At 42.4% G+C, this 23,972-nt stretch carries 19 protein-coding genes and 1 tRNA gene; 9 read left to right on the forward strand and 11 right to left on the reverse strand.

The window, feature by feature from the left end; translation table 11 throughout:
- Positions 1-160: 160 nt before the first annotated feature.
- Positions 161-1,420, reverse strand: coding sequence for an ABC transporter permease (locus O3Q51_07310; protein MCZ4408610.1), 1,260 nt, complete (start codon positions 1,418-1,420; stop codon positions 161-163).
- 153 nt (positions 1,421-1,573) lie between these two features.
- On the opposite strand from O3Q51_07310, the gene purH reads away from it, so the two are divergent.
- Genes purH through rodA form a run of 6 tightly spaced genes read left to right on the forward strand, consistent with a single transcriptional unit; the run spans position 1,574 to position 8,695 of the window.
- Complete coding sequence (gene purH, locus O3Q51_07315) at positions 1,574-3,151, forward strand: bifunctional phosphoribosylaminoimidazolecarboxamide formyltransferase/IMP cyclohydrolase (GenBank protein MCZ4408611.1); 1,578 nt, start codon at positions 1,574-1,576, stop codon at positions 3,149-3,151.
- 18 nt (positions 3,152-3,169) lie between these two features.
- A complete protein-coding gene (locus O3Q51_07320) occupies positions 3,170-4,195 on the forward strand; it encodes a rod shape-determining protein (protein MCZ4408612.1) in 1,026 nt (341 codons plus the stop codon).
- 18 nt (positions 4,196-4,213) lie between these two features.
- A complete protein-coding gene (gene mreC, locus O3Q51_07325) occupies positions 4,214-5,050 on the forward strand; it encodes a rod shape-determining protein MreC (protein ID MCZ4408613.1) in 837 nt (278 codons plus the stop codon).
- A complete protein-coding gene (mreD, locus tag O3Q51_07330; GenBank protein MCZ4408614.1) occupies positions 5,040-5,567 on the forward strand; it encodes a rod shape-determining protein MreD in 528 nt (175 codons plus the stop codon). The genes mreC and mreD overlap by 11 nt, the downstream gene beginning before the upstream one ends.
- Positions 5,564-7,369, forward strand: a complete 1,806-nt coding sequence (mrdA, locus tag O3Q51_07335) for a penicillin-binding protein 2 (GenBank protein ID MCZ4408615.1) — start codon at positions 5,564-5,566, stop codon at positions 7,367-7,369. The genes mreD and mrdA overlap by 4 nt, the downstream gene beginning before the upstream one ends.
- A 6-nt stretch (positions 7,370-7,375) precedes the next feature.
- A complete protein-coding gene (gene rodA / locus O3Q51_07340; GenBank protein MCZ4408616.1) occupies positions 7,376-8,695 on the forward strand; it encodes a rod shape-determining protein RodA in 1,320 nt (439 codons plus the stop codon).
- Positions 8,696-8,745: 50 nt separating this feature from the next.
- On the opposite strand, the gene O3Q51_07345 is transcribed toward rodA, so the two are convergent.
- The 7 genes from O3Q51_07345 to O3Q51_07375 all read right to left on the reverse strand — a co-directional run bounded on the left by O3Q51_07345 (position 8,746) and on the right by O3Q51_07375 (position 16,517).
- Entirely contained in the window at positions 8,746-10,839 is a 2,094-nt protein-coding gene (locus O3Q51_07345; GenBank protein ID MCZ4408617.1) for a SurA N-terminal domain-containing protein, read from the reverse strand.
- 134 nt (positions 10,840-10,973) lie between these two features.
- Positions 10,974-12,242 carry a hemolysin family protein gene (locus O3Q51_07350; protein MCZ4408618.1) on the reverse strand — a complete coding sequence of 423 codons (1,269 nt, stop codon included), beginning with the start codon at positions 12,240-12,242 and terminating at the stop codon, positions 10,974-10,976.
- Between the two features lie 41 nt (positions 12,243-12,283).
- On the reverse strand, positions 12,284-12,460 hold the full coding sequence (locus tag O3Q51_07355; GenBank protein ID MCZ4408619.1) for a hypothetical protein: 177 nt from the start codon (positions 12,458-12,460) through the stop codon (positions 12,284-12,286).
- 43 nt (positions 12,461-12,503) lie between these two features.
- Positions 12,504-13,037, reverse strand: coding sequence for an LPS export ABC transporter periplasmic protein LptC (lptC, locus tag O3Q51_07360; protein MCZ4408620.1), 534 nt, complete (start codon positions 13,035-13,037; stop codon positions 12,504-12,506).
- Between the two features lie 31 nt (positions 13,038-13,068).
- Positions 13,069-14,397: a hypothetical protein gene (locus O3Q51_07365; protein MCZ4408621.1), complete on the reverse strand. Its 1,329-nt coding sequence runs from the start codon at positions 14,395-14,397 to the stop codon at positions 13,069-13,071.
- Between the two features lie 10 nt (positions 14,398-14,407).
- A complete protein-coding gene (locus O3Q51_07370) occupies positions 14,408-15,790 on the reverse strand; it encodes a hypothetical protein (protein ID MCZ4408622.1) in 1,383 nt (460 codons plus the stop codon).
- Positions 15,762-16,517, reverse strand: coding sequence for a type III pantothenate kinase (locus O3Q51_07375; protein ID MCZ4408623.1), 756 nt, complete (start codon positions 16,515-16,517; stop codon positions 15,762-15,764). Before O3Q51_07375 ends, O3Q51_07370 begins: the two co-directional genes overlap by 29 nt.
- 39 nt (positions 16,518-16,556) lie before the next feature.
- On the opposite strand from O3Q51_07375, the gene O3Q51_07380 reads away from it, so the two are divergent.
- A tRNA-Phe gene (locus tag O3Q51_07380) sits at positions 16,557-16,629 on the forward strand.
- A 19-nt stretch (positions 16,630-16,648) separates the two neighbouring features.
- On the opposite strand, the gene O3Q51_07385 is transcribed toward O3Q51_07380, so the two are convergent.
- Positions 16,649-17,422 carry a class I SAM-dependent methyltransferase gene (locus tag O3Q51_07385; protein MCZ4408624.1) on the reverse strand — a complete coding sequence of 258 codons (774 nt, stop codon included), beginning with the start codon at positions 17,420-17,422 and terminating at the stop codon, positions 16,649-16,651.
- Positions 17,423-17,514: 92 nt separating this feature from the next.
- Here O3Q51_07385 and O3Q51_07390 point away from each other — a divergent pair, with 92 nt between their 5' ends.
- Both O3Q51_07390 and O3Q51_07395 read left to right on the forward strand, forming a co-directional pair.
- Complete coding sequence (locus O3Q51_07390; GenBank protein MCZ4408625.1) at positions 17,515-17,934, forward strand: hypothetical protein; 420 nt, start codon at positions 17,515-17,517, stop codon at positions 17,932-17,934.
- Positions 17,935-17,944: 10 nt separating this feature from the next.
- Positions 17,945-18,868, forward strand: a complete 924-nt coding sequence (locus O3Q51_07395; protein MCZ4408626.1) for a HAMP domain-containing sensor histidine kinase — start codon at positions 17,945-17,947, stop codon at positions 18,866-18,868.
- Positions 18,869-18,879: 11 nt separating this feature from the next.
- On the opposite strand, the gene O3Q51_07400 is transcribed toward O3Q51_07395, so the two are convergent.
- Entirely contained in the window at positions 18,880-21,213 is a 2,334-nt protein-coding gene (locus tag O3Q51_07400) for a choice-of-anchor L domain-containing protein (protein MCZ4408627.1), read from the reverse strand.
- A gap of 31 nt (positions 21,214-21,244) precedes the next feature.
- On the reverse strand, positions 21,245-23,947 hold the full coding sequence (locus O3Q51_07405; protein MCZ4408628.1) for a choice-of-anchor L domain-containing protein: 2,703 nt from the start codon (positions 23,945-23,947) through the stop codon (positions 21,245-21,247).
- Positions 23,948-23,972 lie beyond the last annotated feature (25 nt).

Consider the following 23,972-nt stretch of genomic DNA (forward strand, 5'->3'; position numbering starts at 1 on the left):
AATCATAGACTTTACTGAAAGTTAAAGGAGAGTATACCTTTAAAACAGCCGAAATATAGGGAATTACGTACTTAAGTCTTGATGAAAGTATCTGGGCAAGGCACCTCGGCGCACATCAAGTCAGTCATGTCAAGAAAATATATGTTGCAATAAATCGCGGTTAGTTGCTGCGTATCGCATCGACGGGCACCATTCTAGCCGCCATCGACGCGGGCACTAATCCTGAAATCAAGCCTATTCCAACGGAGAACCCTAAGCCAATCAAAACATTCTTAAGGGTGAGGGCAAGGTCGAATCCCGTAGCGGAAGACGCCACTAGACTTCCCAAGTAGATCACAAGCAGGCCAATCCCTCCTCCGATTAAGCAAAGCAATACCGATTCGAATAAAAATTGAAAAAGAATAAAACTCCTTCTGGCTCCGAGAGCCATTTGTATACCGATGATACTTGTTCTTTCCTTGACAGAAACGAACATAATATTGGCAATACTAAAGCCACCAACCAGAATGGAGAATCCACCAATGATCAATCCAACAAGAGTTAGAATCCCAAAAACCTGATCGAGTCCATTATTCAACATACTAGACTTATTCATAGCGAAGTTCTTGTCTTCAGAGGGGCGTAGTTTTCGAATGGCTCGCATATTCATCAATGCTTCGTCCTCCATTGCTTTGAGGCTCACATATTCTTTTGGTCTTAAGGTGATTTGCGTATTGGACTCATTGAGATTCATGATGATCTGCCCAAATAGGACGGGTACGATTACCCATTCATCGGCACCACCGCCAAAGAGACTTTGACCTTCTTTCTCAAGGACGCCGATCACGGTGGTTCGAAAACCACCGACTTTAATATCTTTTCCGACGGGATCTTCCAGTCCGAACAAGGTTTGTGCAACATCGTACCCAAGCAGGCAAAGGCGCCTTCCGTTGTTCAACTCAGATGAAGAAAAATTCCTTCCTCTTCCGATATCAACCGTCACAAAATTCTCAAACCCCTCAGCAGCAGCGATAACATTGATATTTTCAGCAGTACTGTTCCCATACTCAACGGTTCGAGCAGCTCCAGCAAAAAAACTGACAACTCCAGCAGTACTCATTCTCTGTTTCATCAACTTGGCCTCCTCATAGGTTACTTGTGGACGCTTCATGTATTTCCACCAAGCATACTCTCCGTCTCCTTCCTCAGGGCCCCAAGGCATTCTCTCAATGAACATGGAGTCATCACCCAAGGTTTCGAACGAGCTTCTCACACTGCGCTCCATACTGTCTACCAAAGTGAAAACAGAAATGATGGCAAAAATACCGATGGTTATTCCCAACAACGAAAGCGTAGTTCTGAGCCGATTGACTACCAGTGAAGAAACCGCAAAGGCTCCTCCTTCTTTTACCAATCTCAAATAGACTTTAAACTTTGTCATCAATTTCAGGATTTACTCCTATCGGATCAAAATTAAGCTGCTCAATCGGATAGTTTCGAACCGTTCATGTAAAAAGGAGAAAAATCAGGTTATCAACAGGGTTTCCATTTTATCAACACACCCCACAAAAGCCGCGTCAGCATTGACTTCGGTATGATATTTCTTGTTAACATTGCATATCGTACTAAGTTCAAAAGAAATCCCGTCTTGAAGCCGATTAAATCTGCCCTTATTTCCGTATTCCATAAAGATCGGTTGGAACCCGTCATAGCCAAGCTTAAAGAACTGAATGTCACCATATACTCTACTGGAGGAACGGAGAAATTCATTCGAGAACAGGGCTCTGAAGTTGAAGCCGTAGAAGATTTAACTGCCTATCCGAGTATTTTAGGCGGAAGAGTTAAGACTCTTCACCCGAAAGTTTTTGGCGGAATTTTGGGAAGAAGAGAAGAGGCGAGTGACATTGCCCAACTGGAGGAATATGCCATTCCTGAAATAGATTTGGTCATTGTAGACCTCTACCCTTTCGAAGATACTGTAGCTTCAGCAGCCTCTGAACAGGATATTATTGAGAAAATCGATATCGGAGGTATTTCGTTGATTCGAGCTGCAGCTAAAAATTTCAAAGATGTATTGATCGTTCCGAGCCGAGACTCGTACGGTGATCTTCTGGAAATTTTAAAAAGAAATAACGGGGCATCAGAAATGGCCGATCGAAAGAAGATGGCAGCTCGAGCTTTTGAAATCTCTTCTCATTACGACTCTGCCATCTACAATTACTTCAGTCAAGAAGATGAACTACCCGCGCTCAAAGTGAGTCAAGGAAAAGGTAAATCATTGCGATATGGAGAAAACCCTCACCAGAGAGGACGTTTTTACGGCGACTTGGACGAAGTCTTCGATCAGCTTCACGGCAAAGAGCTTTCGTACAATAATCTCTTAGACATTGATGCTGCGGTAATGCTCATGAATGAATTTCATGAAGGTGATCCGGCATTTGCGATACTCAAGCACAACAACGCCTGTGGAATGGCAGTGCGATCAGACTTAAAAACGGCATTTGAAGATGCCCTTGACGGCGATCCTGTTTCTGCTTTTGGCGGCGTGCTGATTGCCAATAAAACCATCAATGCTGATACAGCAGAAGAAGTCAATAAAATATTTTGTGAGGTGGTCATCGCTCCTGACTATACAGAGTCAGCACTTGAGATTTTAACATCCAAGAAGAACAGAATTTTACTGAAGCAAAAGCCTGTAGAGTGGCCTAAAACCATTTTGAGAACAACTTTGAACGGCTACTTATGGCAAGACAAAGATGCGATTACTGATAGCAAAGACGATTTTGAATTTGTAACAAATACACGTCCTTCTGAGGAAGATATGGACGACTTGGTATTTGCCTCCAAGCTTTGTAAGCATACAAAGTCGAACACAATTGTTCTGGCAAAAAATCGTCAACTACTGGCTAGCGGAACCGGTCAAACATCGCGAATTGATGCATTGAGGCAAGCCATCGAAAAAGCAGGTAATTTTGATCTGAGCTTGGATGGAGCCGTAATGGCATCCGATGCTTTTTTCCCATTTCCCGATAGCGTGGAAATAGCTCACAAGGCAGGAATCAGGTCGGTGGTACAACCGGGTGGTTCAATAAAAGATCAACTTTCTGTGGATTACTGTAACGAAAACAAGATTTCGATGGTATTTACAGGTAAAAGACACTTTAAGCATTAACTTTGAAAGAAACCTTCTATGGGTCTGTTTAGCTTTTTTACGCAAGAGATAGCCATTGACTTGGGTACGGCAAATACTTTGATCATTTACAATGACAAGGTAGTTGTGGACGAACCCTCTATCGTTGCCAAAGACCGCACCTCGGGTAAAGTCATTGCCATTGGACGGCAAGCCCAACAAATGCACGGAAAGACCCACGAAAACATAAAAACCGTAAGACCGCTGAAAGATGGTGTAATCGCCGACTTTCAAGCAGCCGAAGCGATGATCCGTGGAATGATCAAAATGATCAAACCGGGAAAATCATGGTTTACACCTTCTTTGCGAATGGTGATTTGTATTCCATCGGGAATTACTGAGGTGGAGAAACGCGCTGTACGCGACTCTGCCGAGCACGCCGGAGCAAAAGAAGTCTACCTCATCCATGAACCAATGGCCGCCGCCATCGGTATCGGCATCGATGTGGAAGAGCCGATGGGAAACATGATTATTGACATCGGAGGAGGTACGAGTGAAATCGCCGTGATCGCACTAGGTGGAATTGTTTGTGACAAAAACATCCGAATTGCGGGAGACGAATTCACCAAAGACATTGAAGAATACATGCGCCGCCAGCACAACATCCTTGTTGGAGAGCGCACTGCCGAGCAGATTAAAATCGAAGTCGGCTCTTCTCTACCCGAGTTAGATGATCCACCTGAAGACTTTGCCGTTCGCGGAAGAGACTTAATGACAGGTATTCCAAAGGAGATTCAAGTGAGCTATTCAGAAATTGCTCATGCACTGGATAAGTCTATCTCCAAGATTGAAGAAGCTATTCTCAGCGCTTTGGAGCAAACCCCTCCTGAACTTTCAGCAGATATTTACAGAACGGGTATCTACCTTGCAGGTGGTGGTTCTATGTTACGCGGATTGGATAAGCGTATTTCGTTGAAAACGAAGTTACCTGTTCACATCGCGGAAGACCCATTGAGAGCTGTAGCCAGAGGAACGGGTATCGCTTTGAAAAACATTGACCGTTTCCAATTCTTAATGAGAGATTAAAGAAAGGAGTAAATATCGATGAGGAATTTTGTTCGCTTTCTGGTCAAATACCACATCTTCCTTTTCTTTTTGGTGCTCCAAGTACTGTGTTTTTACCTGATCTATTCCAACAATCGTTTTCATCAGGCAAATTTTGTCAACTCTTCAAACCGACTGGTAGGAACCCTTTTTGCTTGGAAAAGCAACCTCACGGAGTACATCGAATTACAAAGAGTAAACGATGAGCTTTCACTGGAAAACGAGGCACTGCGAAATCAAATTCCCGAGTCATTCGTAAGTGTTAATGAGCACTTCGTGATGATCAACGACACCCTGCGCGAAAGAAAATTTCGCTACAAGTCGGCTCAAATCGTCAACAGCTCTATTAACAAACAGCTGAATTACCTTACCATAAACAAAGGTTCGGGAGAGGGTATCGTGCCGGAAATGGGCGTGATCGGTACAGATGGACTAGTGGGAGTTGTGAAGAATGTTTCTGAGCATTTTAGCACGGTAATTCCCGTTATCAATCAGCGATTTATAGCCAGCGCCGAGCTAGAGCGCACCGGAAACTTCGGTCTGTTAAAATGGGAAGGTGAAGATTACCGATTTGCCAGCCTGATAGACGTACCGCGACACATCGATGTAATGACTGGCGATACTGTCGTAACCAGAGGTGCTTCTGCTATCTACCCTAAAGGAATTCCGATCGGAATAGTGGAAGAAGTAGCTCTAAATGAGGGAAGCAATTTCCATGAAATTAAAGTAAAACTTGCTGTCGACTTCAATAAATTGAGGTATGTGGATGTAATAGAAAACATACTCAAAGAGGAGCAACGAGAATTGGAAACGATAACAGAGGAAGATGGTCAGTGAGATAATTAGAAATGTAGGTCGTTTTGTTTTGCTTGTCTTCTTGCAGGGACTAATACTCAATGATATAAACCTACTCCAGGGAATGGCCATTCCCTATCTATACATTTTGTTTTTATTGATGCTCCCGATGGAAACCCCACGTTGGTTGGAATTAATCTTGGGATTAATCTTGGGCCTATCTATCGACATGTTTACCAATACGCTTGGTATTCATGCTTCTGCATGTGTGTTTTTAGCCTTTATCCGCCCGGTTTACTTAAACGCAATCGCCCCTAGAGACGGCTATGAATTTGGGCAGCAACCCACTATTTCAGATCAAGGACTTTCTTGGTTTTTGAAATATGCTTCTGTCTTGGTTCTGGCACACCATTTCTGGCTTTTTTACGTTGAAGTGTACTCATTCAAAGGATTTTTCACCACATTTTTGCGCGTAATTTTGAGTTCGGCTTTTACCCTAATCTTAATTGTGTTGTCACAATATTTGGTGTTTAACACAAAGCGTACATCAGTAGTATGAATTTGGGAGGTCGTAAGTTTGTCATCCTACTCATTTTTCTTGTCGTCGGTATCATCTTTATCGTCAGGCTATTCTACATACAAGTAGTTGATGATCGATGGAAAGTAATGGCGACGAAATCATCCGAGCGCGTCATTATTGAATACCCTTCGCGAGGCTTGATTTACGACCGAAAGGGAAAAATCATTGTCAGCAACACTCCGGTTTACGATCTTATGGTTTTACCCAGAGATGTTGAGCCTTTTGATACCATAGCTTTTTGCCGATTGGCAAAAATTGATCCCGAATCATTCAACGAGCAGCTTCAAAAAGCCAAAACCTATAGCCGCTATAAGCCTTCCGTACTTATCAAGCAGATTCCCGCTTCCGAGTACACTGATTTGGCAGAGAATCTACACCGTTTTAAAGGGTTTTACGGACAGCCTAGAACTCTGAGAAACTATCCAAGTGCTGTTGCAGCTCATGCAATGGGATATGTAAGTGAAGTAACTCCAAAGATTATTGAAAAGGACCCGTACTACGAACGTGGTGACTACATAGGGGCCAACGGAGTTGAAAGCATTTATGAAGAAGTCCTTCGCGGCAATCGTGGAAAACGCGTAGTTCTGGTAGATGTTCACAATAATGAGCGTAGCTCTTATATGGACGGGCAGTATGACTCATATGCAAAGGCGGGAGAAAACGTCACTTCAAGTATTGACTTAGAATTGCAAGAGTACGCGGAGCTTCTTATGAATAATAAGCGGGGAAGTGTGGTAGCAATTGAACCAGCTACAGGAGAAATCCTATGTATAGTGACAAATCCTAATTACGACCCGAATCTTTTAGTGGGTCGAGTAAGGGGTAAGAACTACGGCGAATTAAGCTCTGACACATTGAAGCCATTGTTTAACCGAGCCTTGATGGCTAGCTATCCTCCAGGATCGACATTTAAACTTATACAAGGTTTAATCGGTTTACAAGAAGGCGTAATTGATCCTAATACCCGTTTTTCTTGCAATGCGGGTTACTATTACTCGGGGAGAAGGCTTGGCTGCCATCCGCACTCATCGCCTGTTGATTTGAAGTTTTCGATCCAAACGAGTTGTAATGCATACTACTGCAACGTTTTCAAAAGGATCATAGATAAATACCCTACCAGCGAAGAAGGGTATCAGGTATGGAGAGAACACTTATCCAAGTTTGGTCTTGGCAGTAAACTCCAAGTCGACATGACGAGCGAGATCAATGGATTTGTTCCAAAGCCCACCTATTACGACAAGTTTTATGGTCAGCACCGATGGAATGCGCACACCATAATTTCATTGGCTATTGGTCAGGGAGAACTGGGAGTAACGCCAATCCAAATGGCCAATTTCTCGGCAATTTTGGCCAATCGCGGCTGGTTTTACACACCACATGTCATCAAAGAGATTGACGGTGACCCCATCACGGACAGTACGTACACCGAGAAACATTTCACAGAAATCGATGCCCAGCACTATGAGCAAGTTGTCGATGGAATGTTTCGAGTGGTTGAATCCGGAACAGGTCGTGGAGTGCGTTTCAGTGAAGATATTGAGGTATGTGGTAAAACAGGTACCGCTCAAAACCCCCATGGAAAGGATCACTCCATATTCATAGCCTTTGCACCTAAGGATAACCCGAAAATTGCGGTAGCCGTTTATGTAGAGAATGTTGGATATGGATCGACTTGGGCTGCTCCAATCAATAGTCTCATCATGGAGAAATACCTTACCGATACGATTACCCGACCTTGGGTAGAGCAACGAATGCTGGAAGGAAACTTACTGAATCAGTAATTAAGAATGGCTAGAGGTCAACATATCGTTAAAAATCTGGACTGGATAAGCGTTGGCATATTCCTCGTGTTGGCTATAATGGGGTGGTTCAATATTTACTCTGCCAGTTACAACTTGGACCATCCATCCATGTTTGACTCGACTCAAGAATACGGTAAACAGTTTATCTGGATCTGCACATCGGGGGTTTTGGCTCTGGTGATTTTACTTTTTGATGGCGACTTTATTAAGCGATCCGCACCCATCGTTTTTGGTGTGACAACGCTCTTACTGGTGTTGGTCTTAATCTTCGGGAAGGAGGTAAATGGAGCCAAAGCCTGGTTCGGATTCGGTAGCTTCGGAATCCAGCCCAGTGAATTCGCCAAGCTAGGAACAGCGATGATGCTGGCTTACTATCTAAGCCAGATAAACATAAAAATTGAGCAAACAAGCACTAAGGTAAAGGCATCAGCTATTATTGCCGTTCCCGCTTTGCTCATACTCTTGCAGCCTGATACGGGAACTGTCCTGGTTTTCTCCGCATTCATCCTAGTTCTATACCGTGAGGGCCTTTCTGGAAACATTCTGCTTCTCGGCCTTTTAGCAATGATTTTAGCGGTTTTTTCGCTTTTGCTGAAGGCAACAACCGTTGATTTCTTTGGTACCCCAGTCGGAGGTCAATATATCCTGATGATTTTCATTGTGATCCTCTCCGTTTTGGCCTTCTTTTTTATACAAAGGTTCATACTTCCACGATACCGAAAAAGGAATTACATGCTTTTGGTCGGCACGGCAGTGGGAAGTCTTCTCTTTATCGGGACACTTGATCAGGTATTTGAGAATGTACTGGAACCACATCAGAAGATCAGAATCAATATTCTCCTGGGCTTGGCGGAAGATCCTCAAGGTGCAGGATACAACGTAAAGCAGTCAAAAACGGCGATCGGTTCAGGAGGGTTTTCGGGTAAAGGTTACCTCGACGGAACTTTGACGAAGTACAAATACGTTCCGATGCAAAGTACAGACTTCATCTTCTGTACCATCGGCGAAGAATGGGGATTTGTTGGCACCTCCACAGTCATCTTAGTCTTTCTGGCTTTGATGCTACGCATTGTGTTCATTGCCGAAAGACAGCGATCAACCTTCACTAGAATATATGGCTATTCGGTAGCCTGTATTCTGTTTCTGCACGTACTCATTAATGTAGGTATGACAATAGGGCTTGCACCTGTAATCGGTATTCCGTTGCCTTTCTTTAGCTACGGAGGGTCGTCATTGTGGGGATTCACCCTGCTCCTATTTATTCTCCTCAAGTTAGATACGGAGAGGTTGGTAGTATTGAGATAAAAAAAGCCCGAAACAAAACGCTTCGGGCTCAATTCTAATATTCTTAAACCTTATCTAATAGACTTCGCTCGGTCATCCTTCACGTCAGCCATATCCTTCAAGGCTCTGTAAACTCCTGTCGTATATGTCTTCATCTGAGTAGCCCGATTTTCTTGAAGCTCGTCCTGATAAGTAAGGTATTCTTCTCTAGGCTCTACTGAGTCCTTTCCTTCCAATTGGATTACATAAACTCCTTTATTTCCCTCAATAGGCTCGCTTACATCACCTTCATTGGACATACTGATTGCGTATCCCACAACATAAGGCTCATTCGCTCCACCTGGGATAGAAGGTCGTTTCTCGGTTACATTGGCCGCAGTCTTAATTGTCATTTCATCACCAGAAGCCAACTCCTCGAGAGTCTTGTCTTTCATTTCTGTCTTAAACATCTCAACCTTCTTCTCGCGAATAACGTCTGGCTTGATTTCTTCTTTTACATCCTCAAAAGACGCTATTCCTGCTTCTCTTCGATCAGCCAAACCTACCACAACAATCTTACGATTGAATTCGAAAGGCTCACTCAGCATTCCCACTTTGGTTCCTTCTTGATTGTGTGCCCATCTTACAGCATCTTCAGATCCTGCCACTCCGGGAATATTTCTCGAAAGAGCTCCAACTTCATTGGCTTCCTTCACTTCGTAACCTCTCTCATTTGCCAATTCGTCCAAAGAAGAAATGTCTTTTGCAGAGATTGAAAATTCGTTGGCTTCGTCATAAACCTGATTGAACGTGTCATTAGAAGGCTCAATATTCGCATCCACAACCATTCCTTTCACCACCTTAGCTTCTGAATGCTCCAAAGGCTCTACGATATGCACACCATAAGTCGTTTCTACAATATTCAAAGAGCCTATAGGTTTGTCAAAAGAAGCTTCAGTAAACTCAGGAACCATACGCTCACGGTTGAAGTCCTCATACTTTCCACCATTTGGAATAGAACCGGGATCTTCGCTGAATTCCGTCACCATCTCTTCGAAATTGTTCTGACTTCGAATAACGCGTTTAAGACTATCAGCTCTCTCATTCAACTCGTCCATAGACTTCCCACCTTGATTAGACAAAAGAATGTGTCTGGCGGTAGCTCTGTCCTCCGTTCCAATTTTGGTGATCTTAGCAATAGCATAGCGATTTCCCATTTTGTAAGGACCAATCACTTTGCCCTCTTCAGCGCTTTCAATCATCGCTGCTAGCTCTTCATTTCCAGTTGCATCAATATCTTGCTCCATCGCCTGACGTGAATCGGAATATTTCAATACGAATAAAGAGTCTTTGTCCGTATTTTCAAATTCATTCATGAGTGAGGCCAAGTCGGTCTTTATATTCTCCTCGTCTCCTGCTGTAGGTGCAACGTCAAAAACTACATACTTTAAATCAACTGCTGCATCCCGTTTGAAAGTCTCTTCATCTTTGTGCTCGTTGTAATAAGCTTGTAGATCTGCGTCAGAAACATCAACCAAACTATCTGCAACTGAAGCATATTCCTTCACTACGTAGTTGAAACGAACATTCTGCTTCTGACGGTAATACTCGTCTTTGGCATCAAGGGTATTCACGTAAATACCGCCCTTCACGAGGTTGTTGTACTTCTCGTACAATCTTTCGTTAACGATACGATTTGTCTGGTTTTCGTAGAAAATAGGGTACTGCTGTTGCAAGAATGCAAAGTAGTTCTGAACCAACTGAGGATCGAATTGCCCCGTCTCAGGATCTTTGAAGTTTTCACCGTTGGCAAATTCATCGCTTACGTTTTCACCAAAACGGATATCATTGTATTCGTCCTGTCCTATTCGCATGCCCAATTTATTGAGCTCGCGGTACATGACCTTCTCTTGAATCATGTCGTTCCAAACCTGATTTCTGATTTGTTGTCTCTGAGCTGTCGAAACAGGCTGACCAACACTGGCCATACTTTGCTCCTGAGCTTCAACTCTTTGCTCATATTCCAACATGTCGATCTCTTCTCCGAACACCTCGCCAACGTACTGTTCAGCGGGAGAAAAGCCACGGTTTGAAAATAAATCACCGAGAACGAAGGCTACCATAGCTCCGCCTATTACGATCAATAAGAGCGTAGATTGTTCTCTGATTTTACCAATTGCTGCCATTTAACTGCATTTTTGAAGGGTGCGAATATACAAATTCTAAGATCGAATTTCCTATAGCCTTCTCCATTTAGTTTACTGTTAACAAATGAGCTAGGCTAAAGAGAATAATTAAACTGAGATCGAGGGGAATAAACTTATTCCTGACTCAACACTTGCAACTTAACAGTCTCAATACGGACGTTTGACACAGCAGTTACTCTAAATCGAAAACCTTCTATCTCTGTTAAGCTATTTACTTTGGGAATTTCTTCTTGACTGTGAATGATCAAACCCGCAAGAGTCTCGTACTCTTCATTCTCAGGCAAATTAAACTTATAGGTGTCGTTCAAATAATCTATTTCAAGTCGAGCTGAAAAAAGATAGGTGTTTTCATCTATTTTCTCTTCGATAAATTGATCACGGTCGTGTTCGTCCTCAATATCTCCGAATATTTCTTCTATCACATCCTCGATGGTCAACATACCGCTGGTACCACCGAATTCATCTACAACTACAGCGATATTCTTATTCTGAGAAATGAATAATTCAAGCACCTCCTTAGCAGAAATTGTTTCAGGGATAATGATAACCGGAACGATTAGACTCTTTATGTTTTCCGGTTTATTAAATAATTCAACCGCATTTACATAACCAATAATATTATCAATGCTATCTCGGTAAACGGGTACTTTTGAATAACCCAGTTCGATGAACATCTCCTTTAATTTATCTAGATCATCCTCCACATCAACAGCGCTGATTTCGGTTCGGGGAACCATACAATCCCTTGCCTTAATCTTGGAAAAATCAAGGGCATTTTGAAAGATTTGAATCTCATGATCAATTTCCTCGTCAGTTTTATCGGCCGCATCGGTGATCTCTTTCACGTAATTGTCCAAATCAATTCTTCCAAAAGCAACTTCCTGAGAGGTAATGTCTACCCGAAAAATGTATTTGAGCACCAGCTCTGCCAGACCAACGGTGATCATCATTGGTATCCAAAGTAAAAAGTAGAGCACGGCTAAAGGGAAAGCCAATAGGTTGAGCAAGAAGTTGGAGTTAATGCGAAACAAAGTTTTTGGAATAAACTCTCCCGCAAAAAGAATGATCAGAGTGGAAACGATGGTTTGAAGTAGCAAGACACCAACTTCACTCATCTCCCACCCCCGGAAGACGGGCTCTAGCCAATTGGCCATGAAAATACCGAAGAGAACCAGCGCAATGTTGTTTCCAACCAGCATGGTGCCGATAAACTTTGATGGTTTCTGCAGAAATCCTGACAGCAGCTTTGCTGAAAAATGTCCTTGCTTGTTGTCTAGCTCGATTTTGAGCTTATTAGCAGTAATAAAGGCAATCTCCATCCCCGAAAAGAAGGCAGAAAAAACAACAGAAACCAGAATTATTATTGCGTCGGAAATCTCCATCTTAAGAGTGGAAATTAGTAAAAAAGGATTGGAAGTTGAGTTTAGTCATTGTTCCTTTCAAATCTTTTGCGAAAGGTAACGCGAAAAGCATACATCGCTCCGGCAAGCGCAGGGAAGATCAGGTAGGCCAATGTTTGCCGATTAACACCATCGACTATAAAAAAGTAGAATACTCCAAGTAGTGAAGCAATTGCGATTACCAGCCAAAATTTTTCCATCACCAAGCTGACTTTGGAAAATTTTGATTGATCTTTTGGTTTGTTATTCATCTTCTAAAAAAAAATTACCTGATGGTTCAAGTATTTCATAGTTAGTAAAGTTTTCATCGGATTCCAAGCCTTTTCCCAGTAACACCATGCCGTCTCGGTATATGGTTACTAATTTATTGGTATATACTTTACCACTGTCTTGTTGCCAAATTAGTTCTTCAGTCAGCAGTTCTTCGTCCAGTCGGTTGACAAATACCACACTATCTCTGGCTATCATGAGCGCATTGTCACCTCTTATATACCCATTCATAGCTGTGAGTCTGCCATCAAACTCTCCTTTATCATCATAGAAAATCAACTCAAAACCATCCTCAATCAGGCTATAAGTTGAATCGCTGGTTTCAAATCGGAGTACCTTGCCTGCATTCAAAACATTGGAAACTTTTCCGGAGTCTGTGTAAGTATAAGTAACGATTGAAGTTGTTCTTACAGGAGGGTTTTCCAAATCGGAAAAACTGAGGACTTCATCAATTTCGTTCCGAGTACAAGAAACAAAGAGACCGGCCAAGAGAATGACCGGTCCCAAAATAAATATGACTCTTTTAAAATTCACCTGATCAATCGCTCGATCTAGCGGTAGTCTTTTCTCCGAAACACTCCACCGTATATGAGGCGCCCTCTTCCAAACCGTGAAAGAAAAGGTCCGTTTTCAGAGGGAAGTACTTTTTGTACCCCGCAATTTTCTGATTTGCTTTATCGGCGATGCTGCTGTCAGCATTTCTGGCTTTCTGGTAATAATCTACAGCTAACCAATAGGCGCCTGCTTTTCCCAATTTTCCATCGTCGCAAGATTTGGCCGAAGCTGCAACGGCGTCACCTATCAACATCAAAGCATCTCCGTTTCGTGGTTGATTAGCGAGGATTTTATTGGCAAAAGATCTGGCTTTCGAAGTATTGCCAATAATCACAGCTGATTGACCTGCTCTCAGGTAGTATTGATTTAAGTCAATACAATCTCCGCAAAGGTCAGCGGCCTCTTCGAAATAGTTTAGAGCGTCGCTGTATTCTTTAGCCTTCAACTTTTGAATACCTATTGAGTAAGCAGCTGAAGCTGTTGGCTTATCTGCATAAACTCTTTCCGCTATTTCAAGGTAGAGCGGGTCATCCGTGCAGTCCCTCTTATTCATTACGGCCAAAGCCTTTTTATTCAACTCGATGTCATTTGGAGATTGAGCTATTCGCTCACCAAGTATTCTAATGATATCTTCACACTCAGCGATCTTAATGAAGAAGGCGTCCAAGTTTCCTTTCGCTTTTTCATAACGCCCTCGCTTCTTTTCATCATCGAGTTTAGCAATGTTGTATTCCAAGATATCAAGCACAGGCATGTACTCAACAAGAAGGTCAGATTTCTCTACCTTTCCTTCTCTATACAACCCATATAAAGTCTGGTAATATTTAGAGGCAGCAATGGCATCTGTATTCATCCCCATCAACTCCATTGACTTCTTAAACATAGCGTTGGCCTCCTCAGCTCGTGACTCGTCGTATTTGTAAAGGTCGTTCGCTTTGTATGTAAGAACTTTTCCCTCTTCGTTAAAATTCTCGATACGCTTATCATATACCAGCATCAGCGTGTCGATGTATGCATTTCGTATATCTAATTTCGAAGAATCCTCATAAATTTCATCCAATATATCTCCATAGAATTTTGCTCCATCGATGTAAAGGGTCTTGGCACTTTGAGGGCAAATCTCGAAAGCTGCTCTCCAAAAAGGCATTGCTTGATCAGGCAGATTTTGATCTCGGTACTCTCGGTACAAAGACAAGTTCTTTTTACATTCTTCAACTTCTTCGGGCGTAGAACCATATTTACTATCGTCTTGTGCCCATCCACCTATTACGAGGAACCCTGAGAATAAGAGACTAAATAATTTCGCTTTCATATTTTAATTGTTAATCATACTTAGGTTGAACAAACCATCGGTTTCGGAAGTGCGGTGTAAATGAAAAACCGCCCATAATCCTAATGTAGGTTTCTTGTATTAATCCATCTTGCGTCGTTCCGTACTCTCCGTACTCAGCTCCCACATGGAATGAAGACTTAGTTAAGCCTCGACGAAAATGCAACGGCAATGTCATCCCAAAACTCATGCCAATATCTTCTATTTCCGTATCTCTAAGGGTTAGATTGGTTTGGGCGTATTTGAAACCGAGTCGGTATTCAATTGTTTCCATATAGTTACTACTCGCCAATTTTGGCGTCCATTCTATACCAGTACTTACTTGCTGACTATTATTGAAGTCTGCTTGAAGATTGTTTCCTTCAAAGTCCACATCATATTCCTCCCAATTCGTTAAAGAATAGTCAGTCGCCCACCGAAATCTCATTCTCTTTCTATTGACGAAATCCAATACACCTCCTACCGTGAAGGATGAGGGCAAGCGAATTGTACCTTTTTGTCTCACTGCTGAAACAATGGTATCCTGCGATACAGTAGCTCCATTTGAAAAAAGCCTGAAGTTATTCGCATATCGGTTTTGCTCAGCGTTAACGTCATTTCCAAAGGTATAGACAGCCCCAAATAGAAATTTGATGTAAGACGGATTGCTAATTGTTTTCTTTTTTATGTTGGTCTGCCCATGAACTCCTATTTCAAAGGTTACATCTCGAATCAAAATACTCTCAGAATCCTCGAAACCGAGCGCATCTAAATCCTCTAGATAACTCAGTCTTCGGCTGTTTGTGATGGTACCGAAATTATAATTCAACTGACCTCCAAGAGCGAGTGCCGTAACGTTATTGGCAGTGTCCACTTTGTGGTAAACACTGACTCCAGTTCCAAAGTATCCTTGACTGATACCTCCATCGCCAAAATAATTAGCCAAATACAGTCCTACCTCTTCTGACTCTTCGAAGACAAAAACATCATAACCAACACTGGTTAATGGAACCAAACCGATATTAAGTGCCCACTTTCCTCTTTTAATAGGAAAGCTCAAACTGAGGTTATTTATCTCAAAATTTCGATTATCAAACTGATCTACATTTGTTTCGAAGGTCGAGATATTACCCTTACCAGCAGTCTCAAAAATCGGCTCCATGTAATAAGCCGATGCTGCGGGGTTAATCAAATTCATCTTGTAAGGATCAATTAAGGCAACACCACTTCCCCCCATACCAAATTGTGATACTGATTGTCTTGGATTCACCAAGCCAGGTCCAAAAATGGAGTATGGTGATACTAGATCGGATTGGGAAAAGGCTACATTAATTAAAAGGATCATTCCGATTAACGGAATACACTTTTTAGCCCATGTTATAGATAAGAATTTCATGTAATCCCCGTAGGGTTAAATAAGGGTCTGCAAAGATGATATTTTTAAATGCTTTCTCAAAGTATGTGAAATCTCCTCCGGTAGCCACTACAACGAGGTTATCATATCTATTATTTCCTTCTTCAATATAATGGAGAATTTCAGCTTCAACTCCTTGCAAAACACCTGCCACCATACTTCCTCTGGTTGTGTTCCCCGGCCATACCTTCTCCGTATTTCGCCAGCTTTCAATAAGAGGAAGCCTTTTGGTCATTTTACTCATGCTCTTAAAACGCATTTGTAGGCCAGGAGCTATGGCTCCTCCGAGATATGTCCCGTCTTCGCGAACCAAATCATACTTTATGCAAGTACCGAAATCGATGACCAACACATTTCTTTGGTGATGAAATTTAGATGCAAATACCGCATTCGCTAATCGATCAGTACCCAGAGTACTAATAGATTTGTAGTCTACAATTAAAGGAACATTAATGTTTGGCGTCATTAAAATAAACTCGAGTCTTTGATCCAAGCCATTCAAAAGTCCTTCTCGAAGCTTACTGACATTGCTCATAATGGCCCTGCTTGCTGAGGACTCATCAATTACATCGAGCACCTTTTTCTTTGATTTATTGGAGATACTGAGTACTCCATCTAGCTTTGAATCAGTGAAAAGCGCCACCTTCATCCGCGTGTTGCCGACATCAATTACAACATCTGATTTTTGTTTATTTGACTCTTTGTTCACTTTTTCAAAATATCCTTTATATTTGCGCCCTGCTTAAAGGGTGATGTAGCTCAGTCGGTAGAGCAAAGGACTGAAAATCCTTGTGTCGGCGGTTCGATTCCGTCCATCACCACAGCAACAAAGGGACTCAATTATTGAGTCCCTTTTTCTTTGCCCAAATAGTATATCACCTCTTCTTTTTGCAGCCTGAACTTCTCGCGAAGTTCTTCATTAATCTCCTGTACATAGTGGTCACGCTTTACGCTAAAGTCAGCCTTTTCAAGCCTCTCTGGATAATCCGTCCCATATAGTCGCACGTGATCTTTCTGCCAATAGTGCTTCTCGCGATCTTCAGGTGTCACTATTGAGGCATCTTGATAAGTCTCTGTTCGAGAGTAATCAATAGGAACTTGCATAATCGCCCATCCTCCCGGTTTCAAGACTCGATTCAACTCACGCATGCATTGCAGATCATCCTCAACGTGTTCCATTACATGATTACAAATGATTACATCAAACTTGTTGTCCTCAAATGGAATATCATGAAGATCAAAATGATACTCAGCTAAAGGTGATTCTAAATCTCCTGTGAAGTAGTTGATGTTTTTAAGTTTTTTGAACCGCCCGTAAAAACACTGTTCAGGTGCAATGTGTAAGACATCCAAGTTGTCTCTGAAAAAATTGGTTTTCTGATTAAGATAAAGCCAGAGCAATCGATGTCGCTCAAGTGAAAGGCAATGCGGACAGAGTACATTTTGACGCAGAGCAGTCTTTGATCCATAAGATAAAAACTTACTGAAGGAGTGTTTGCAAACAGGGCATTCCACGGCATTACCGCGATACAGAAGAGGAGCAATCAACCGAAAAACGTAACTGAGCCTGATCAGCAAGGGCCGCGGAAGAGTATTGAGTAGAAATCGAAACATTTTTTTTTCAGACGAATGCCAAATGTATTTAAAAATGAAATAGGACTGGACTGACGGTGTACTGTATTCGTATATTTGAAAAAAAGTAAAAGATGAAGCGATCTATTCTACTCACACTATTTATGGCTACGACGGTTTTTGCCTTTTCTCAAAAAGTGAAAATGTCTAAGGATGCCAAAGAAAAATATGTGAGTCAAGAAGTTATAGCAAAAGAGCGTGCTGATGAAAATAAAATGGCCGTATATGCCATTCTGAGAACAGAATCAGAAACAGGAAGTAATTTTGTGCAGATTAGGCTGGATGAAAGCAGCAAAGAACTTCCAACCAAAGCATCGACCATGAGCTTTCCGGAATTAGAGAAGTTAACAAGAGGGAAGTTTTCTGACAAAGCAGAAATCGATCTCCTTAACTATTTAGCTGAAGAGGGTTGGGAAGTAGTCGCAGTCGAAAATGAAAGCGAGAAAAAGCTAGTCAAGCGTAAATACTATCTGAGAAAGATGGTATCATTATAGACCACTACTCATGGCAAAGACGCCAAATGACCGCAGGGTATCCCTGCTTTTCTATCTTCTCACGCTGTATATTCTTGTTCAGTTTTCTTGGTGGGCATATCTGCTTATTGATCTGAACAAGCTTTACTATGCTTCCGAAGGTACTGAAACGGTCAACTTAAAAATTTGGATGGTCCTAGGAGAGGGAGCAGTTTTCCTTGTCTTTTTACTTGGTGGATTATTCATCATGCAACGGACGATCAGAAAGGAAATAAATCTTGTCAGGCAACAAAGAAATTTTCTACTCTCCATCACTCATGAGTTAAAAACTCCTCTTGCCGCCATTAAATTAGGGATCCAAACCTTACAGAAAAGAAAGGATTTGAGACCTGAACAGCGTGAGCCTCTGGAAAAAACAGCGCTGGCAAATACCGAAAGGCTTCATAGCTTAATTGACAATGTTTTGTTGGCCACACGAATAGAAAGTGATCAACACCCTTTGTACTTGAACCCGACCAACCTCTCTGAAAAAACTGAGCAAATCTGCCAAGAGACAGAAATAGCATTGGGAAAAACAGGAATGATAGATCGTGATATTGAAACGGGTGTAACTACTAACATTGATGGAAATGCCTACGAGTCTATTCTAGTCAACCTCATTGAGAATGCTTTTAAATATGGAGAAAATCGAAGTATTGGGGTCTCTTTGAAAAACGATGGCGACCAAGTATATCTGTCAGTAGATGATGGAGGCATTGGCATACCGGTGAAAGAGCGAAAGAAAGTTTTTGATAAATTTTACCGCATGGGAAACGAAGAAACCCGCTCCAAAAAAGGAACGGGTCTCGGTTTATTTATCGTTAAAGAGTTGGTATCGCTGCATCAGGGAAAGATCAGTATCAGTGACAGCCCTTCAAAAGGGGCGCGATTCACTGTGTCGCTGCCGCTCTCTTAACTAAATACTTTTTATTCGCTCCCACCTACTACTTCCAGATTTCCTTGAGTTGTGCACTCTCCGCCGTCAATATTGACAATGTAGAAGTACGTTCCATCAGAAAATCCGTCCGCTGAAAAGCCTTGAGAAACCGTAGCTTCTCCCGTACCGGCATCGTAGCTGCTGTTTTCGTAAATCAACTTACCCCAGCGGTCGTAGATCAATACGCTTGCGTTTTCAAAGGCATTAATACCAGGCACTACAAATACTTCATTTTGACCATCACCATTCGGTGTAATAATATTAGGCAAAGGGTTAAGTTTAATGAATGGCACTCTCACCGAAGCAGTATCTTCTCCTATTGACAAGTCGAGATTTGTTCCATCAGAGGAAACCATGCTATAACCCAATCTATGGCATCTATCCTGAACCGTCAGCGTGAATGTATTAAATCCTGAACCTGCCGTAATAAAGGTGGTCTGAGTATTTGGACCAAATCCATCGGTGAAACTGGATTCGCCTTCAGAAATCTCCCATTGATATGTGAAGTCATCACCACCTCCAACTGTCTCAGCAGTGAGTTCTACGGGTTCTATTGGACAATTGTCAATGATTGGCCCAAAAGAAACTGCCAACGAATCGTAAGTGGGGTAATTGATCACAATGGAATCTCTCACTTGTACTCCACAGGAATCGATCAAGGTTAAAAATACGTCAAGATTGGGTGTAAATGCTTGGACAATTTGATTGATGTCTGCCACCTCAATCTCTGGCAAAATAGGATAGTTGTTCCCATTAGCATCTGTCCAGAGATAAACGTATGGAGGGTTACCATCCGATGCAGAAGCAGAAAGATCCACCGGCTCATTAGGACATGTAGGCCCTACAAAGGGCAATATTCCCCCGGCCAAAGGAGGTTGTAATGAATTCGTGACGGTAATGGTATCATAAACAAATAAGAACTGACACCTATCTGAAATCTCAACTACATACTGTTCTTCATCTGCAGGAAGAGGCACCAATATAGACGATCCATCAATATCACCGGCTAGATCAATCCAGTCATACCGTATATCCTCAACACCACCTGTTACTTCTACACTGATAAGCACAGAGTCCTGAGGACAAAAGATATTCGGATTCTCAAATTCTGAAAAAATAGGAACCGGTGGGGCAATAGGTATTGAAAGCATTACAGTATCTATTCCTCCGCAGGTTTCATAAATTGCATTTATCACCAAGAACAAGGTGTCCGTGATATTTGGGTTGATCGTTTGAATGTAAAATGCCAAACTATCTACACCTGATGGGAAGTTATCAGGAAGATCACCATCTACAATGAAGTCGATACCTTCTGTTGCAGTTCCGGTATATTGAAACTCGATGTCACCGATAGTCGCACCTTCCGGTCGGGTCAATGAAACCAATGGTCCTGAGCACCCTGCTACCGCAATTGAGTCCAACCCTTCTTGATCTACTACGTCACCATCCAGAAATTCGGGCTGAAAGGAGAGATCAAGCTGACCAAAAGCCTGAAAAGATCCTGCCTCGAGAAACACTCCTGAATCCAAGGCTCCATCAAATGCATCACCGATGGCCAATTTGATATGATACTCTTCACCACACAATACGGCTGCTTCGGCAGTAAGGGTGACTGTCATACCTGGAAATTGCACATCACCTGTAGGAAGACCTCCGTTGTCTACAAAATACTGACTATCCTCAATCCAATTTGGGTTTGCCGCCTCACATGTGGCAGGGTCCCCTCCTCCTGTTGCAGCTCCGCCGTTCACTGTATTGATTGCTACAGGAATATCCGTATCAGGAATTAATGCAATGTTAATCGCATCACTCGTAAAAGGTCCTGATATTCCAGGCCCACTCAAGAAGAAACCGAAGGCATCATTGAAATTTGTACAGGTATAACCAGGATATTCGTTCGAAGCAAATACGTAGTTGAACTTGAGTGAATCTGAGCTTACGACGAAGTCAAACTCCAATACTGCAGCATCGTTTATATTTTGACCCGATATTGCAACTAGATCAGGGTCATTGGTTATTGGATTCGTAGGGCCAGGACCCGCAAATGTACCTGTAACCTGATCAACCGCATTTCCTGAGACCATTACAACCCCTTCATCGAAATCTATGACGGTACTTGTTCCTTCAAACAAACCTATTTGAACATTTACCTCATCGGCAGGCTCACCATTAAACGTAATATTAGTAGCCTGAACACCTTCTCCCAAGAGGAAGTTGTTAACCAAATCCTCAACTGTAATAGTATTATCAACGGAAACCTGAGCTGATACTGACCCTGTCAGAATAGCAAAAACAAAAATAATAAGATGCTTAGCGAATTTCATGTAGTAGTAATTAAGGCCTGTAAATCTAAACTTATCGGACTAAATGGACAAGCCCTGTTATTTTGGTAGCGTCGTCTTCCGACTCGCCTTTGTATTCGATAAGGTAATTAAAGGTGGTTGAACCAGGATAGAACTCTCCGTTTCTATTGGAGCCATTCCACTTAACATCAGGGTCATTGCTATAAAAAACCTCTTCTCCCCAGCGGTCAAAAATCCACATATCAAACTCAGTGATATTCTCTCCATAAACTCCAAATAAATCATTAATACCGTCTCCGTTTGGAGAAAATGCGGTAGGGATAAAGATTTCTGTAGGAGGGTCGGTGACTAGATAAGCCGTATCCTGACACCCTTGGATATCCGTAGCGGTGAGAATCACAGTGTAGCTATCCAGTCCACTGAAAAAATGACGTGGATCTATTTCATCACTCCTGTTTCCATCCCCAAAATCCCAGAGATAAGTCAGCCCTTCACCAATCGAGTAATTTTCGAACTGCATTCCGTAGTACTCTATTTCCGTGTGGTCAAAATCAGCTCTTACGTTTCGGATATCTACTGAAATGATCGAATCTGCTCGCATACCGCAAGTGTCGCTTACGCTCATGAAATAATTTCGGTCGCTATCAGGCTCCACGGTTAAACTCATTCCCGTTGAGTCGGGATAACCCTCCCAGACGTATTTAAAATTACCTGACCCTCCTACAGCTACTGCTCGAAGCACCGCATCTGTCTCAGGACAGATCGACGTGTCGGGACTGAGTTCAAAACTCACTTTGGGATAGTCAAATTCGACTATGGTCGTGTCCTTCGCGAAATTCTGACATTGATCCTCGGCGTGAACCGCCACGGTTTGACCCATTGATGGGTGATAGTCAAAGTACGAGAGTGGCGATGAATCAACAAGAGTATCACCGTCTACAGTCCAAGTAAACCTCAATCCACCAATTCCACCATCGGCAATAACTGGGAGAAGGAATCCTTCCAAACAAGTCTCCGCTACATATCCTTGCGGCACAAAAGCAGTGACGTCTGAAGGAGGTAGCTCGACAAAAATGGTATCAGAATCTGTATCACCACATACATCACTGGCGATCACAGCGACTGTCGATGTGGCTTCTACCAGATAATTAAACGGATTCGCGTCAGTAACGAATTCCCCATCTACAAACCATTGGTAATTGTATGCGCCAAAACCACCTGATGTCGTTTCAGGTGTTAGTGGTAAAACGACATCACATGTTTCAATAAAGACATCATCACCCAAATCAACAAAAACGGGTGGATAAACCGGCACATCCACGTTAAACTCTGTAGAAAGCGGATCTACCCCGCAGGTATCGGTAACCGTAAGAAAATAAGTAGTGGTAAAACCAGGAGATACAGTAATTGTATCGGCTGACATTCCATTGCTCCATATGTATCCATACTCCCCATAACCACCTGTAACAGTAGGGAATAGCTCTATCTCATCCGAGCAATCCTGTAAAGCACCATCGAAACCCGATATTTCCATGGGATCGGGCTCTCTTATATAGAATTGGAAATTAGAAGTGAGGACCGCTCCTGAACATTCAGAGGCCACGTTAGTAATGGTAACTATTACCGTTTCTTCACCTTCGCTCAAACCATCAAATGGGGCGCTCATTGTTATAAATACAGTGTCGACACCAAGCGGAAATACAATGCTATCAGGCAATTCAGGTAAGAAGTCCACTCCGTTAGTTGCAGTTCCCGAAATTTCCAAATAAGCAACCTCTTGAATACCCGAACTTGCTACAGGTCGGATAAACTGCAAGTAAGCTTCACCGCACCCTTCGTATAGAGTGGAGTCATTCACACCTACTGGAATATCAAGACTAACGTCTACAGCACTATTTGAAGTAAATGAACCTGCTTCTAGAAAGACTCCTGAATCAAGGGCCCCATCTGATGCATCTCCAATAGCCAATTTAATGTGGTATTCTTCACCACACTGAACTTCTGCATAAGCCGTTAGCGTCACGGTCATCCCGTTGATTTGAATATCGTCGGGGATCATGTCATAATTCTCTACAAAATACTGACTGTCTTCAACCCAATTCGGGTTCAAACTTTCACAGTTTTCTGCTTGCCCTCCGCCTGTAGGGACACCTCCATTTACCGTATTAACCCCAACAGGAATATCACTGTTAGGAATCAAGGCGATATTTATGGCATCATCAGTGAAAGGCCCATTTAGGCCTGGTCCACTTAAGAAAAAACCGAAGGCATCATTAAAACTTGAGCATGTAAAACTCTGGTATTCTGTCGAAGCGAAAACGTATCGAAACTCAAGCGAGTCCCCATTTGGAACGAAATCAAACTCCAGAACAGCGGCATCATTGATATTAAATCCCGAAATCTGGACGAGGTCTGGATCATTTTCTAATTCAACTGCTATCGGGTCACCCGTAAAATCACCTGTCACTAAATTAGAGGCATTTGTAGTGGCAAGAACCAATGCCTCAGGAAATTCAACCAATGCGCTGTTTCCCGAAAACCGGGCTGCCTGAACATTGATTTGATCAGCAGGCTGGCCATTGAAGGTAATATTGGTGACTGATACTCCATTTCCGAGAAGAACGTTTTGAACCAGTTCTTCAACGGTCATAGTGTTGTCCATTTCTATCTGAGCACCAGCAGGTAACACGGCAAATGAGAGTATAAAGGCGAAAAGTAAGCCAATTGGCTTTATTGATGATCGAGTAGTTTCCATGGAATCGGTTGTAAACATCTAATAA

Source organism: Cryomorphaceae bacterium 1068 (assembly GCA_027214385.1).
Classification (GTDB): domain Bacteria; phylum Bacteroidota; class Bacteroidia; order Flavobacteriales_D; family Cryomorphaceae; genus JAKVAV01.

Bases quoted from the DNA above. Each gene is read 5' to 3' on its own strand.
- rodA (MCZ4408616.1), top strand. From the start codon at position 7,376: ATGGCTAGAGGTCAACATATCGTTAAAAATCTGGACTGGATAAGCGTT.
- O3Q51_07405 (MCZ4408628.1), bottom strand. From the start codon at position 23,947: ATGGAAACTACTCGATCATCAATAAAGCCAATTGGCTTACTTTTCGCC.
- O3Q51_07345 (MCZ4408617.1), bottom strand. From the start codon at position 10,839: ATGGCAGCAATTGGTAAAATCAGAGAACAATCTACGCTCTTATTGATC.
- O3Q51_07370 (MCZ4408622.1), bottom strand. From the start codon at position 15,790: ATGAAATTCTTATCTATAACATGGGCTAAAAAGTGTATTCCGTTAATC.
- O3Q51_07365 (MCZ4408621.1), bottom strand. From the start codon at position 14,397: ATGAAAGCGAAATTATTTAGTCTCTTATTCTCAGGGTTCCTCGTAATA.
- O3Q51_07390 (MCZ4408625.1), top strand. From the start codon at position 17,515: ATGAAGCGATCTATTCTACTCACACTATTTATGGCTACGACGGTTTTT.
- O3Q51_07320 (MCZ4408612.1), top strand. From the start codon at position 3,170: ATGGGTCTGTTTAGCTTTTTTACGCAAGAGATAGCCATTGACTTGGGT.
- mrdA (MCZ4408615.1), top strand. From the start codon at position 5,564: ATGAATTTGGGAGGTCGTAAGTTTGTCATCCTACTCATTTTTCTTGTC.
- O3Q51_07400 (MCZ4408627.1), bottom strand. From the start codon at position 21,213: ATGAAATTCGCTAAGCATCTTATTATTTTTGTTTTTGCTATTCTGACA.
- O3Q51_07310 (MCZ4408610.1), bottom strand. From the start codon at position 1,420: ATGACAAAGTTTAAAGTCTATTTGAGATTGGTAAAAGAAGGAGGAGCC.
- O3Q51_07350 (MCZ4408618.1), bottom strand. From the start codon at position 12,242: ATGGAGATTTCCGACGCAATAATAATTCTGGTTTCTGTTGTTTTTTCT.
- mreD (MCZ4408614.1), top strand. From the start codon at position 5,040: ATGGTCAGTGAGATAATTAGAAATGTAGGTCGTTTTGTTTTGCTTGTC.
- O3Q51_07395 (MCZ4408626.1), top strand. From the start codon at position 17,945: ATGGCAAAGACGCCAAATGACCGCAGGGTATCCCTGCTTTTCTATCTT.
- mreC (MCZ4408613.1), top strand. From the start codon at position 4,214: ATGAGGAATTTTGTTCGCTTTCTGGTCAAATACCACATCTTCCTTTTC.
- O3Q51_07385 (MCZ4408624.1), bottom strand. From the start codon at position 17,422: ATGTTTCGATTTCTACTCAATACTCTTCCGCGGCCCTTGCTGATCAGG.
- purH (MCZ4408611.1), top strand. From the start codon at position 1,574: ATGATATTTCTTGTTAACATTGCATATCGTACTAAGTTCAAAAGAAAT.
- O3Q51_07355 (MCZ4408619.1), bottom strand. From the start codon at position 12,460: ATGGAAAAATTTTGGCTGGTAATCGCAATTGCTTCACTACTTGGAGTA.